The organism is Bacteroides intestinalis (assembly GCF_003464595.1).
In the GTDB taxonomy this organism is placed as follows: Bacteria; Bacteroidota; Bacteroidia; order Bacteroidales; family Bacteroidaceae; genus Bacteroides; species Bacteroides intestinalis_A.
Window position 1 is genome coordinate 91411 of the sequence record NZ_QRZF01000018.1, and the last position, 14811, is coordinate 106221.

Genomic DNA, 14811 nt, shown 5'->3' on the forward strand with positions numbered 1-14811 from the left:
CCGTAATTTACCTCATAAGGTCAGAACGAAAATCAAACCATAATTTCATGCGCAAACCATCATCTCCCGACTTAATGCGAACAGTGCTGGGTTGGCTATGTGGCCCATGTTCTGGGATGGTTTTAAAAGAACGCATGGCCGGAATATCATACAAGAAAGAGAGATCACCTGCTGGAAATTCTTTCATTGTGTCCTCTCCATTACGGCGGTGCTTCGGTTCTTCAGGAGTAAAGACACGGAAGTATAAACCATCTGTTTCAGAGTAAACAGTGAAAGGAACACGATCCGACTCCAACGTTGCCCAATACAGATTTCCATGATATCCCTTAAATTCGGGATAGACAAAACTTTCAAAACTCTCCCCGGTAATGGTATTGTTATATGCTTTCTCCCAAATGTTATAGTTGGTTCCCTTGATACGATTCTTCCAGACACGATAAGGGCCGCGTCCCATCCAGCGCATAGCTTTCACTTCCTGTTCCGGGAAAGAGAAGGTAAGACCGAGATTATTTACCTTCTCATCAAAGAAAGCACCTTTGTAACCGCCACCATTCGTCCGGTTCAGCATCACTGCATCCATACCCAGCAAACCATCGGCAGTCATGCGCCAAACAATCGAATCGATGGCTCCCGTATATCGGACGACGCAAAGAGCATCATTACCTTCCATGCGAGTACGGATATCTTTGAAGTCTGCCTTTATACCTACAGGCAATGGCCCGTTACTGAGAGGTATCATCTGCCCATTTCGATTAACTTCAGCCAATGAACCATCTTCACCGTTAAAAGTAACGGTAATACCATTAGCCGAAAGAACAACTTGGTCTCCGGCTTCCTTTAATACTGCCCGGGTATCTGCTGCACCGTACGACATACGTTGAGTAGCGAAGTACTCTTTGGCAAACTTCACGGGCCATGTCCAATTGCAAATGGAGTGCCCGTTCTTGTCATAAGCTTCCAGTTCGAGGATATCTCCTTGGAAAAAGTTGACAGGGAGATCCATATGCGCCCTTCCTGTCTCTCCCGGTTCAATCGCAGGTAGACGAACCAGCCCCTCCTTCATTAAAATACATTCATTCCCTTTCATCGGGGAAGGTGCAGAATACAGGCGATATTTCATGCTACATTCATCCAGGTTAGTAAACAGATAAGTATTACTCACCAGAAAATCGCCCTTGAAAGAAGGAGTGATGTGAAGCGGAGCAAACTGAATGGGAGCCCAGACTTCACGAATCGTATAAAAGCTTCCTTCCTTCTCCCGGTGAGGTCCTACAATACCGTCCGGACCATTCGGTCCGTCAGAATCCAGAATGCCTCCTTTGTCTGCACGCATGACTGCTTCATCAACAAATGCCCATATAAAACCACCCGCAAACATCGGATTCGATTTATAGTTATTCCAGTAATCTTCCAAGCCTGCACCAGCTCCCTTATCATACTGGGCATGCAAGAACTCAGTCGGCATAAACACATTATATCCATTAGCGAGGCGGGCCGGACCTGTCTGATACGCCGGATAATGATGGGTATCCAGTCCGTTAAAGTCTGCCCATGGATGAATAACATGACGCTTTTGCGGATCATAATCGGCAAAACGAGTATCCAGTGTCTTATTCCAGCCACCCTCATTACCATTACTCCACATAAAAATACAAGGATGATTTACGTCATTCGCCAGCATCTCCCGAAGCAAATTCTCACCTGCTTCATCGTCATACCGTCCATGCCATCCGGTAAACTCTGCAAGATAAAATATTCCGAGAGAATCACACACATCCAGGAAATGTTTATCGGGTGGATAGTGCGAACGTACAGCATTCATATTCATTTCTTTTATCAACAAAGCATCCTTCACACTGATCTCCCGGTTCGTAGTCCGACCACCCTCAGGATGGAAACTATGACGATTCACACCTTTCATCAACACTTTTGTGCCATTTACATAAATGCCATCTTTAGGACGGAACTCAACTGTACGGAAACCTATACGTTCCTCATGAATATGCGCAACTTGCTTCTGCGGATCAAGCAGTTCCAATCGTAAAGTATACAAATTGGGATTCTCACAATCCCAGGTACGGATACCTTGCCAGCGGGTTTCAATGGTCTGTTTATCTTCCGTCTGTAAATCTATGACTTGCCGTCCGATACTTTGAGTGCCGCCTACAGGTGTCAATATCACTGCTACCGAATAACCCGGCTTCAGTCCTTGTGTGTGTAACTCCGCAAACAAGTCACCATCGGCCGTAGCATTCACTGCAATGCGTTCAATATGCGTTTCAGGAACTGCTTTCAGATAAACCGGACGATAAATACCACCGAACAACCACCAGTCTGCCCTACGCTCGGCAGCATTAACAGATTCATTGGTCGATTCTTTCCAGACTTTTACTTCCAATTCATTATTCTTTCCATAGTTCAATTTGTCGGTAATATCATAACTGAAAGTATAGAAACCACCCTGATGCATTTCTCCGGCAGACATGCCATTCATCTTCACTTCCGTATCCGTCATGACACCTTCAAAAACGATACTGATCCGCTTCCCCTGCCACTCCGCAGGAACTTTAAACTTATGCTTGTATAGGCCGGTCTCGTCACTTGGCTTGGCTTCTTTATCCAGATAGAAGCGTCCGAAAGTATATTCACCGAATCCTTGCAATTCCCATTGTGAAGGAACCTCAATCTTACGCCACTTCCCACTGTTCATCCCACCGGAACAATAGAAGTCCCATTTCACCGTATTTCCAAGCCCTGTTCCTGAAAGATACAAGAACTCTGTATCCTGTGCCATAGCCACCGTAGCACACAGGCAACCCAGTACGGCGACCCATTGTTTTATTTTCTTTCTGATCATATCATTTTTGATTTTCTCCTTCGATAGGAAATACATAGAACTTACGTCCCAGCTTAAAGTCAAGCATCCATTGGTCTACCACCACATGCTTATCCAAAGCAGTAATCGTAAGGCTATGCCTGCCTTTCTTTACTGTATGTTTCGTTTCACCAACTGCTTGTCCACGCAGCACATTACGTTTCCAGATTTCTGTCCGTCCTTTCTCGCGGAAAGAATAAACTTGCGGTTCTCCACCATCTATGCTGACACTAAAGCGAATATCACCTTTATCATTGGGATGTGAAGGGATAACAGCCGTACGCAAAAGTGCCTCCCCTTCCCAGGGAGAGTCAAATTCAAAAGTCAGCGAGCCACCCTCGGGTAGTGCTACAGCATTCATACTGTGCCCCAATGCCTGGATCGGAGCACTACCCTCTGAAGCTTTCGTATAATTGCAGGCATTGGCTACAATGCATTTATCCGCTTCCAGATTATGTATAACCCGAGGTTTAGCATCCGCCAGATAATCCTCCATCTCCTTTTCTGTAAGTCCTACTGGAAGTGTAGGAGGATAAAAGACATACAAGTCACGTGGATCATAGCACATGGAGTGTTTCCACTTACCTTTTGCCATCTGATTATTATAATAATCTGTCAGTTCCCTGATTTCCTGATAAGCCTTCATACTTCTGGCACAAGCAGTCAGCATAGCCTTATCACGTCCCCAAAGAGATTCATCACATTGTCCCATAGAATAAGAACGCGCACGCTGTGCTTCCAGCATTTTGGTACTCATGGCAGCAGCTGAAAAGACCTGATACTTGATATGAGAGAAGAAAGCATCTTTGCGGTCAGGCGTAATGAGGGACTCCACTTCTGCTATTTTCTTCTTAACAGCTTCATAAGCATCCAAATAGCGATCCAGTTCACCTCCGAATTCTGTCAAACTAAACTCCGTATCAATGACTTGCGAGCGTCCACGAGGATATCTCGACTTATCCAGTTCCACTTGTGTCCATCCCATATGTTCCGGTTTACGGATGCCACACAAACGGTAATACTCCAGCATGGCAGGCAACAGTTGTTTACCAGCCTGTTCTCCGAATTCACGGCAAAGCCAATTTTCAAGATGCCGGTTCACAGTCGAGGGAGTGATGGAATTTATATCCCAGGCCATATCCAGAAAAAATTCAAGATCGTAGGCTGCCGGCTTCAGGTCATGTACATTCACAATCCAAACGTGGCGGGCATTATGGTCATAAGCCTGCTTCATCTCATTATAAATAAGTCCAGGCTGAGTAGTACAAAGCCACATATAATCATGAGGGCGCCCCCAATAGCTCAAATGATAGTAAACACCACTACCACCAATACGTTTCTGTTGTTCCTGGTCGCTAAGACGAGTCATATAGCCATAGTTATCGTCGCACCACATCAAAGTAACATCTTCCGGAATTTCCAGACCATTCTCCATTATATCGAGCACTTCCTTATATGGTACAAATACCTGAGGAATTTTAGTGACATCCCGGTTGACATACTTAGCCAGCAGTTTACGTTGATCATCAAGGACTTGTTGCAAAGCCTGTGTTTTTTCTTCCATTGTATTCACTCCTTCCATATGACCATCGTGAATACCTCTCATACCAATGGTATACATATTCTCATAAGGATATGCTTCCTTTAAACGTTCTATCCAATAAGCCTGCACTGAATCGCGGTTAGTGATATAATTATAGTCTCCGCGACGTTTAGTATCCCATTCTCCCACATTATTACGCATCAGAGGTTCACAATGCGAAGTACCAATAGCGATACCACAGCTATCAGCCACTTCTTTTACTCCGGGAACAAAGTAGAAAGGAGTAGTGATGCCATGCATACCGGGCCAGATGGCATTAGCACGCAGGCGAAGCAAAAGTTTGAATATTTCCTTATAAGTACGTGTCCCAATGCGTCCTTTGATTTCATTAGGTTCGAAGTTTTTCCAACTCCAAGGTTGGAGACTCCAGTCTTCATCATTCAGGAAGATGCCACGATACTCCACAGAAGGGCTTTGAAAAGTCTTAAATTCAGTAGAGACAGCCAGACGGTTCTGTTTCTCCGGAGTAACATCTGCCCACCATACCCAGGGAGATACACCTGCCAAACGGGAAAGTTCCAAGATACCATAGGCAGTACCTCGACCATTATTACCTACTACAAACAATTGTTTACCATCCGAAGCACCTGCCACAGCCATGTAAAAGCCATCGCGCTTCAAAGCAAGTTCATTTACCGGGATGCCCAAGGCCTGCAATTCTTTTTTAATCTTTTGTTTTGCCTTATCCAATTGGATAATACGAATGACTGCTTTACTTACAGAAGTCTTTTGTGGCAGAAAGCCCGTCACTTGTTTCATATCTCCGGCAAACATATCAAGTGCAATGGCTACAACCGGAGATACTTCCTGAGGCACGGTATACATTACAGCCTGCTTCCCATTGTACCAAACAAAATCGTTGCCGCGTACAATCTGACTACATAGAAAAAGGATAACGAATAGAATTGAGCGTACAAACATAGTAATAGTTAGATTTTAAATTCGCGGCTAAAATAGGCTCTTTTTCTATGGGATTAAATAGACAGACGTGTACAATCATAGATTATTTATGCAAATACCCTCCAGAATTGCATCCATCTTCTGTAATTGCTCATATCTTACATGCAATTACACAATTTTCCATTTTGTGTTTATTAAAAACAGCTATTCCCTCCGGCTGAGAGGGAATAGTCATCTAAAATTACTTCTTATCATAAATTCCATTAGAGAATTTTCCATAAGCCATCACCTGGTTCGTATCAGGGAGGTGTACAATCTCCGGAAGATTGTTCGTGTCGAAATCAATATAAACCAGCTTTTCCGTATCCGATCCGTTGCGAATAACATGCGCACCTTCCGGTCCCACAGGAAAAGTAATTGCATCACCGGCTTTCACCGTTACATCTCCATTGATGGTACGAACGATACCTGTACCGCTGATAATATAGAATACCTCTTCATCCGTTTCATGATAATGGTATCCATAAGCAAAACTACCCGGTTCCACTTCTACAAAGTTCACACGGCACTGGTTCACATCCGCCTGCGCAACAATCGGTTTCACTGTAAATTCATTACCGTCCTGGCTAAATTTCTGACCTTCTGCGGTCCTGTAATTCTTTACTGCAAGTTCTTTCATTGTCTTTTTGTTTTTAAATTGTTTATAAGATAGTTGCATTCATCAGTTTTTTCACTAACTTCGCAAATGTAGTCAATGACTTTCCGACAGTGCAAAGCTATTCACTATTTTACTTATAAACAAGAAGTTACAAACAAGTAAGATAGTTACCTAAAGGTTACTTTTGCTGAAAAGCAAGAGTTTAAAAATGAAGAAAAGGAGAAAATAATTAATTATAACCTAATCACATGAGTATGAAAACAAGAATTACCTCTAATCGTATCACAGAACTACACCCGGACGAGATATTCGTTTTCGGTAGTAACCTGGAAGGTGCACATGGTGGCGGAGCCGCTTATCTGGCATGGAAAAAATGGGGAGCCATCTGGGGACAAGGAACCGGATTGCAAGGACAAACCTATGGTATTCCGACTATGCACGGAGGACCGGGAGCCATCAAACCTTATGTAGATGAATTTATCCGCTTTGCTAAAGAACACTCACAATACACTTTCCTTGTTACAGAAATAGGATGCGGCATTGCCGGTTTTGCCCCGAAAGAAATTGCTCCTCTATTTAAAGAAGCTGCAAACGTGCCCAATATCCACCTGCCTCAGCGTTTCTGGGATGTACTGAATGCAAAATAAAGTCTTGCCCGCCTTCTGCCCAAAGCCAGTAAAATACTGGAAAGGGAACAAAGAGAGCAGATGACAAATATTACCCCCGTGGAAACCAGAATGTTTCCAATACCTACTAAAGGAGAGACAATGCCACCAAACGAAAAGCAGACAGCCCCCAACAATGCTGAGGCTGTCCCGGCATTGTCGCGCTCACATTCCATAGCTAACGCAGTAGATGTAGTGAACGTCATTCCCATCATAAAGAGAACTGCCAGCAACAGGAGTTCATAAATCCAGAAACTGCAACCTAAAGCCAATGCGGCACATTCGAGCAAAGAGAAAATAAGCATACCCATACAGCCGATCAGTGTTCCGTTTGCTGGCCGGCGAAACTTTACAGAGAATGCTGCCGCCCCACCGATAGCAATAGCATTAATACTGAAACAAACGCTGAAAGCAAAAGGGGAATAACCATAGTGCTGCTGTATAATAAAGGGGGAAGATGCAATATAGGCAAACAACACTCCCTGTGCAAAAGCCAGTTGCAACACATAGCAAACAAACTGCTTATTCTTAAGTACTACCTTGAAACTGTGAAAGGTATCCGCCCACTTCGTAGCCAGACGGTTTTCTTTAGGAAGCGACTCCCGGAAACGGATGCATCCTGCCAAGAGCAATACTCCCAGTACAAGTAAAATACCGAAAATGCCCTGCCAACCGATAGCTTCCGTAAAGACTCCCCCGATAATAGGAGCTACCACGGGAGCAATACCATTGATAGCACCAATAATCGCCAACATCTTTGCCAGATCCCTACCTGAAAAATTATCCGTAGCAATGGAACGGGCTATAACGATGCCACCCGCTCCGGCAATGCCTTGTATCAAACGGAAAGCAACGAATTGCTGGATGCTCTGCGCAAACAAGCAGCACACTGTTGATGCGATAAACAGCCACATGGCAACCTGCAATGGTATGCGCCTGCCATAACGGTCGCTCAAAGGTCCGAAGAATATCTGGCCGACAGCCAGTCCGATCATACTGGTAGTTAATCCCAGCTGGACCATTGAAGAATTCGTGTTGAAGTATTCTCCCATAACCGGAAGACTTGGCAAATACATATCCGTAACAAAAGGCCCGAAGGCCGTCAGCATGCCCAATAAAATAAGAATGAACAGTTTTGAATTATCTTTTCCCATATAAACTTAACTTATATATTTCGTGGAATATACGTCCACTTTCGGACTGCAAAAATAAGAATAATCCATTTTATTCTCCCTACCTATTTTATTCAAAGCTATCCAATACAAGAACAAAAAAAATTCAACTTAGCCTGTGGCTTCCAATTTCTTGTCCATGCGCAACTCATGCTTCACAAAACGGCGAATAGAGCGGTAAGTAGGATGCAGTACTTTATACGGACGAATGTCACTTTCGTAAACCAGGAACACCAACAGACAAAACAAAGCTAACAGAATAAGCCAACCGTACAGTTCTTTCATTGAAACCATCAGGGCCTGTTGTTGTACAGCACCATATAGCTCTCCTACAGATATCCGGCTGATAAAAGGGTTCACATGATCTAATCCGGCGCCCAGCAGCATGGCATTCTTCTTCATAGCCCCATTCAGAGCATGTCCTAAAATGGCCGTACCCAAAGCTCCACCAAATCCGGCACTGACAAACGACTGCACAGACACCGCCTGGAAGAAATGCTGGAAGGGAACACGAGACAGCACTGTAAGGAAGCAAATAGCTATCATCACATACCCGAAGCTACGCAGAAACAGCGGTATAAACAATGTCTCCTTCGGCAAAGCATACTCAATGCCGAAATAGAAATACATCAGATACCCGGTAATGGAAGAAAATGCAATCACCGTCATTGTCTTATAACGCCATTTACGACGGGAGAAAGTGAAGAGGGTAAAGCCTGCTCCCACAACAATCCCCAGCAGAACCACCCAGTTGAGTGAAATTACATTCAAGGCATCATACCCCAATATACCTTCCATATAAATGTGTTCGAACAGATGTGATGGTGCCAACAAAATATCTATTACTATATATAGTATAAAGGGAAGCCAGACAGAGCGATACGTCCACGTCTTCAAAGCAATAAACGGATGGCGGATGAAAGATGCACGCCACAGGTTCAATACAAGAATCAGCGTACCGATGATAGTTGCCGCCCGTATTTGGAAAGACTGATACCAATCATAATGTTCCCCATACACGCAGACAAAAAGGATACACAACAGCACAAGCCCCCACATCAAAGCCCCCAACCAATCGATACCGAACAACGGTAATTTCGGTAAGGAGCGATAACTACGGAATAACCACAATGTAACCAGCATCACCAATAGCAATAAACCAATAATCAACCAGTGCATATACTCCCACTTCGCCCAGAAGGCCGTATAGATTGTTACCAATCCCGATAGCTGAATACAACTCTGCACCAACAGGTAGATAAAACAGAAAAATACCGATAAATCCCGTTTGGGAGTAAGCCATAATTGAATGGTAGAATTACATTCGAACGTGGCCCACATGCGGAAGATGCCTGCAAAGAAACAGGTGATTACTAGCACGGGAATACTATGTATATGCATACATATCAGATTAGAAATAATCAGGGCAATGCTGCACGTCATCAACGAAGCCTTCGAAGTAAAACGGAACTTTAGGCGGAACATGATGGCAAATGTCAACCCCATGCCCACCATAGAAGCATAACCCGCCATCATAATGTCCTCCTGCATTAATGCCGTAGAGCCAACCATCTCACTGACTGCCGCCAGATAGAGACCACCGGAGAACTGGAAGACAATGACAAAGGCAATGATAATCCAGGGGCGCAGTTTAGGAGGTACAAAATCACGGATAGCCGGAATGGAAAAAGGTCCTGTTTCGTGCATAATATCAATAGTTTACTACACACTCCACATTCATACCGGCACGCAGGCGCTCCATATCTTCCGGACGGTTACCGGTAGAGAACTCAATGCGGATAGGAATACGTTGTTCCACCTTTACGAAGTTCCCTGCAGAATTATCCTGCGGTAGAAGAGAAAAACTGGCACCCGTAGCACGGGAAATAGATTTCACAATACCCTTAAAAATAATTCCGGGTACGGCATCCACTTCTATTTCTACCGGCTGACCCTCCCGGATATAGGTAGTCTGAGTTTCTTTGTAATTGGCTACTACCCACCTTTCATTTTCGTCAACAACGTCAACCACAGTCTGTCCGGGTTGTATCAACTGCCCTTCCTGAATTTCTTTCCGCCCGGTAGTTCCGTCGCAGGGAGCAAGGATAACGGTATAAGAAAGATTCAGGCGCGCCAGTTCCAAAGCAGCCTGCGCCAGTTTGATACCTGCATCTGTTTGTTCCAGACGGTGAGTCTGCTCCTGCTTTACTAAAGTTGTAGATTGGCGCTGACGAAGCAGAAGTTCATAACGTGCCTTGGATGCTTCGTAATCTGTCTGCACAGCATCGTACTGTTGTTTGGTGACAGCATCCTGTGCCAAAAGGTTTTTATATCGGTGGTATTCGCGCTCGGCATTGTCCAGGCGAACTTTAGCTTCCTGTAAACCTGCATCGGATACAGCAATATTATTCTGAGTGGTATGTACCGTGGTGGCCACTGCATTCTTTCCCGAAATAGCATTCTGAAAATCAGCCTCAGCCTGTGCCAGACGGAAACGGAACTCGGAATCTTCAATCAATGCCAGGGTGTCACCTTTGCGCACTTCCTGGTATTCATCGAAATAGATCTTCTTGATAAAGCCTTGCACGCGGCTATTGACGGGGACAATCAGCTGTTTTACCTGTGCATTGTCAGTATAAGCTACACTGCCGAGGTGAACGAAATGAGAGCATACCCACACCAGCCCGGCAATAAGTAAGAGACTAACTACTACGTTATAAATCAGTTTTTTCTTTTTGCGTTCCATATCTTATTTTATTCATTAGTTTTCATTCATATATAATTGCCGACAATTTACAGACATCCCGCTGTCTTCTTCAGCTTATAGAGGTTGAAAAGTATATTAATCTGTGCATTCACCAATTGCAACTCCGCATTCAACTTAGAATTACTGGCATCCAGCATATCAGTAATCAATGCCAGATCATTCAAGTAGCGGTTATTTACCACACTGTAATTTTGTGCAGCCAGTTCCAGACTCTTCTCTTGCGTATCACAAATGGTAAAAGCCTCATAAAAACGGATGTATGCCGCTTTCACTTCTGTCCGTACATTCTCCTGTAACAACAAATCATTCTCCTGTGCACGCTGGGTAGACAGGCGTGCCAGACGGATTTTCTTCCCGGATTTAAAGGTGGAAGCTATATCGAACTTCAATCCTATGCCCACATACCAGTAATTCAGATTCTTGTTAATAGGCGGTACTTCAATCGTAATGGGGCCGTCCAGTTTATCACCGGCAAAGAGAGCTACGGATGGTAAGCGTTCCGCCTTCGCAATCCGTTCATTATATTCTGACTGCTTGATATTCAGTTTCATCTGTTGCAGCACAGGAGAGCTCAATACTGCCGTCTCCTGCCAATGGGCCTCTTCTGAAGGTTTGGGAAGTCGCCCCAGCAAAGTAGTATCTACAGCAATCACCGTTTCTTCGGGTAGGCCGAGTACGGTGGTCAACTGATTATTTAAAATGAGGATACTATTCTCAATCTGCGTCAATGCCAGTTCCAGAGATTTCAATTGTAATTCATAACGAGTGATATCATTTTTCAAAGCCAGTCCCTGCGACTGCTTGGCATTGATATCTTCCACCAGTTTCCGGGTTTGCTCTATATTCTTCCGATATACTTCTGCCTGATTCTGTAGTTTGTACATCTCCAGATAATTTCCTACCAGCAGGAAGCGGATATCCTGCCTGTTCTTCTCTTTATCCAATTCTGCCAGTTGCTGCTGCAATTTAGCAATGGCAATCCGGCTTGTGATGGCTCCACCTGCATAGATGACCTGCGAAGCCTCTATTGCAAAGTTATTGCCGAAGTGCGGCATAGCAGCATTCTCACCGTTTGTAAAATCACGGTCTGCCAACCAGGCATCACCCAGATAGCTTGCCGAAACGGATACATCAATCGAAGGAAGTTGCGCATTTTTAGCCACCTTCACCGCCTGCCCGGCTTCCTCTTCTGCTAAACGGAATGTACGGATACTGCGGCTATTGGCATCCGCCATCTCAAACATCTCTTCAATTGTCATCTTCTGAAAGGTTTGTGCAGATGCAACAGATATGTTCAGCGCCCAAACAAAGACAAATAATTCTTTTAATCTTTTCATAATGCCTATTAAATTGTTACCTCAAAAACGGCTGCAAAGGTCGGATTAATTCTTTGCTAAAGAGAAATCCGAAATTTGGCAAAGTTGGTTTAATTTGGAGATTCCAAAGGATTCCGCTACCTTTGTGCTGCAATAAAATCACGTCCAATGACTTCTTCCATACGTATAAAAAACATCTGTGAACTCCCTATCATCAGTGGTAGCAGGAATGATACACGAAAGAAAATCAGTTGTATCACCATTGGCCAACGGGAAGCAGAAGAACAATTTTCATCAGACATTCACTTGGATGCCTTTATTGTCTTATTGGTTTTATCCGGAAAAGGACATACGGTAATCAACTACAAGACGTATGATATTCAAGCGGATACCCTCCTACTTCTGTCTTCTGCCCATTTGTTCCATTTTGGAGAATGCAGTGATGATTTCCAGTGCCAGTGCCTCTTTGTCAGCAAAGCTTTTACAGATGAGATGGATTCCACCGATATGATTTACCGACGGACTAAATATGGCGTACGATTATACAACGAACCGGTAGTTCCCTTGGAGCACTCACATGCCGGCTTATTAGCCGAAAGACTGATCAGCATCAATAAGAACATAGACCGGACAGAGCATTTCTATCACAAAGAAGTTATCCTGAACCGCTTGTTCGCCTTTTATCTCGATTTAAGCGATATCCTTGAACGAACTAATCTACCACATACGAATGGTTGCCTGACCCGTTATGAAAGTATCATCAAATCATTCATCGAGTTACTGGCAACTCATTATCGCAAAGAGCATAAAGTGGATTTTTACGCCGCCCAACTGAACTTATCCGCCCATCACCTGACGCAGATCGTGAAACTCGTAACAGGTCAAAGTGTGAGTGACTTCATTTTTGAAATGTTATTCAGTGAAGCCCGTAACTTGTTAACCCACTCCAAACTTTCCGTACAAGAAATCGCTGCCACCCTCAACTTCTCCGACCAGTCTTCTTTTGGGAAGTTCTTTAAGCGGAAAGCAGGTATATCGCCAGTTGATTTCAGGAAAGATGCACTGTTTGTAGAGGAGAGAACAGAATAACATTGCATATTATTTACAAATAGTAAATGTTTAAAGAAAAGTAGTATACTGAACCTAATTCAGTCGTATAGTGAATGCCATTCAGTCGTATACTGAATAGGGTTCTGTCGTATACTGAATAGGGGACAGAAATATCATATTGATAATCAGAAAGTTACAAAGCGTCTCACTGTCATCAATAAAACTCAACAAAATTATCAAAACATCATTATGTTTATGGAAAAGTAATGAATGAATAGATACGCGGACGACACGGACAAGACGGACGAACGCGGATGAAAAATTACTTGCACACCGAAGGGCAATCTTACTCCGCGTTCGTCCGCCTTGTCCGTGTCGTCCGCGTATCCATTTAATTCATAACCCGTCCGAAAGAAAGGAATTTCAGTGCAGTTACCCTGAAAATTCGGTACGGTTGCCCTGAAGTCATGTAAATCAAGTTTCTTTATTCAGATATTTATCGTACTTTTGTAGCCTGTAAACCAGCTATTACGTTTAAGAAGGAATACAACTATGCGCTATAAACTTTCGGCACCTGCCACCTTGCATACCACTATCCAGCTCCCGGCTTCCAAGAGTATCAGCAACCGGGCTTTGATATTACATGCTTTAGCACAAGGACATATCACGCCTACCAATCTGAGCGATTGTGACGACACCTGCGTCATGATAAAAGCCCTGGACGGAAATCCCGAGCATATCGATATTCTTGCTGCCGGAACCGCCATGCGTTTTCTCACGGCTTATCTGAGTGTAACACCCGGCACACGCATCATTACAGGTACTGAGCGGATGCAACAACGCCCCATACGTATTCTGGTGGACGCCTTGCGCGAGTTGGGAGCACAAATAGAATATGCCGGAAACGAAGGTTTCCCTCCCTTGCGTATCACAGGCACAATATTGACAGGCGAAGAAATCAGCCTTGCCGGAAATGTAAGTTCACAATACATATCCGCTTTACTGATGATCGGCCCTATTCTGAAAAACGGATTAAGGCTGAATCTGACAGGAGAAATCATTTCACGTCCTTATATCAATCTGACTCTGCAATTGATGAAAGAATTCGGTGCAGACGCTGCATGGAGTTCCGAAAGCAGTATTACCGTCCGTCCGGGCCAGTACAACGACATACCTTTCACGGTAGAAAGTGACTGGAGCGGTGCTTCCTACTGGTATCAAATGGTTGCCCTAAGCCAGGACAGCAAAGAAGAACCTGCAAAGACAGAAGTAGAGCTGCTGGGACTTTTCCCACGCAGTTATCAGGGCGACAGCCGGGGAACAGAGATATTTACCAAACTCGGCGTACAGACTACATATACTGACCGGGGAGTGGTATTAACCAAGATAGGAACTCCCGTTGCCCGCTTAAAGGAAGATTTAGTGGACATACCCGATCTGGCGCAAACTTTTGTTGTGACTTGTTGTTTAATGAACATACCTTTCCGCTTCAGCGGATTACAAAGTTTGAAGATAAAGGAAACTGATCGTATTCAGGCACTTATCACAGAATTACATAAGTTGGGATATGTGGTGAAGTCGGAACAGGACAGTATATTAATCTGGAACGGTGAACGTTGTGAACCGGAAGCCAGTCCCGTGATTGCAACTTACGAAGACCACCGGATGGCGATGGCTTTTGCCCCTGCCTCCCTATTGGTACCATCGGTACAGATTGCTGAGCCACAAGTGGTTTCCAAATCTTATCCGGGATATTGGGAAGATTTGAAACAAGCAGGGTTTAGAATTGAAATTGAGGAATAAGC

10 protein-coding genes are annotated in these 14811 nt (G+C 44.1%); 3 read left to right on the top strand and 7 right to left on the bottom strand.

Translation table 11 applies throughout. The annotated features are described in order from the left end of the window. Positions 1 to 7: 7 nt before the first annotated feature. From DWW10_RS20050 to DWW10_RS20060, 3 genes are all read right to left on the bottom strand, one after another. Positions 8 to 2857 (bottom strand): glycoside hydrolase family 2 protein, encoded by a 2850-nt coding sequence (locus tag DWW10_RS20050; RefSeq protein ID WP_118421933.1) that lies wholly within the window; start codon positions 2855 to 2857, stop codon positions 8 to 10. 1 nt (position 2858) lies between these two features. Next, positions 2859 to 5399 carry a glycosyl hydrolase 115 family protein gene (locus tag DWW10_RS20055; protein ID WP_022392767.1) on the bottom strand — a complete coding sequence of 847 codons (2541 nt, stop codon included), beginning with the start codon at positions 5397 to 5399 and terminating at the stop codon, positions 2859 to 2861. 220 nt (positions 5400 to 5619) lie between these two features. Then, the gene (locus DWW10_RS20060; RefSeq protein ID WP_022392768.1) at positions 5620 to 6057 is read right to left on the bottom strand and encodes a cupin domain-containing protein; all 438 of its coding nucleotides are present in this window, start codon (positions 6055 to 6057) and stop codon (positions 5620 to 5622) included. Between the two features lie 233 nt (positions 6058 to 6290). Here DWW10_RS20060 and DWW10_RS20065 point away from each other — a divergent pair, with 233 nt between their 5' ends. Then, positions 6291 to 6683, top strand: coding sequence for an A1S_2505 family phage non-structural protein (locus DWW10_RS20065; protein ID WP_118223470.1), 393 nt, complete (start codon positions 6291 to 6293; stop codon positions 6681 to 6683). On the opposite strand, the gene DWW10_RS20070 is transcribed toward DWW10_RS20065, so the two are convergent. The 4 genes from DWW10_RS20070 to DWW10_RS20085 all read right to left on the bottom strand — a co-directional run bounded on the left by DWW10_RS20070 (position 6650) and on the right by DWW10_RS20085 (position 11977). Beyond that, the gene (locus DWW10_RS20070; RefSeq protein ID WP_022392770.1) at positions 6650 to 7855 is read right to left on the bottom strand and encodes a multidrug effflux MFS transporter; all 1206 of its coding nucleotides are present in this window, start codon (positions 7853 to 7855) and stop codon (positions 6650 to 6652) included. The genes DWW10_RS20065 and DWW10_RS20070 overlap by 34 nt on opposite strands. A gap of 129 nt (positions 7856 to 7984) precedes the next feature. Then, complete coding sequence (locus tag DWW10_RS20075) at positions 7985 to 9580, bottom strand: hypothetical protein (RefSeq protein ID WP_022392771.1); 1596 nt, start codon at positions 9578 to 9580, stop codon at positions 7985 to 7987. 4 nt (positions 9581 to 9584) lie between these two features. Next, positions 9585 to 10619, bottom strand: a complete 1035-nt coding sequence (locus DWW10_RS20080) for an HlyD family secretion protein (RefSeq protein ID WP_022392772.1) — start codon at positions 10617 to 10619, stop codon at positions 9585 to 9587. Between the two features lie 47 nt (positions 10620 to 10666). Continuing rightward, the gene (locus DWW10_RS20085) at positions 10667 to 11977 is read right to left on the bottom strand and encodes a TolC family protein (RefSeq protein ID WP_022392773.1); all 1311 of its coding nucleotides are present in this window, start codon (positions 11975 to 11977) and stop codon (positions 10667 to 10669) included. Positions 11978 to 12124: 147 nt separating this feature from the next. Here DWW10_RS20085 and DWW10_RS20090 point away from each other — a divergent pair, with 147 nt between their 5' ends. Both DWW10_RS20090 and DWW10_RS20095 read left to right on the top strand, forming a co-directional pair. Further along, the gene (locus DWW10_RS20090) at positions 12125 to 13045 is read left to right on the top strand and encodes a helix-turn-helix domain-containing protein (RefSeq protein ID WP_118421934.1); all 921 of its coding nucleotides are present in this window, start codon (positions 12125 to 12127) and stop codon (positions 13043 to 13045) included. A gap of 513 nt (positions 13046 to 13558) precedes the next feature. Next, on the top strand, positions 13559 to 14809 hold the full coding sequence (locus DWW10_RS20095; protein ID WP_022391948.1) for a 3-phosphoshikimate 1-carboxyvinyltransferase: 1251 nt from the start codon (positions 13559 to 13561) through the stop codon (positions 14807 to 14809). The last annotated feature ends 2 nt before the right edge of the window (positions 14810 to 14811 follow it).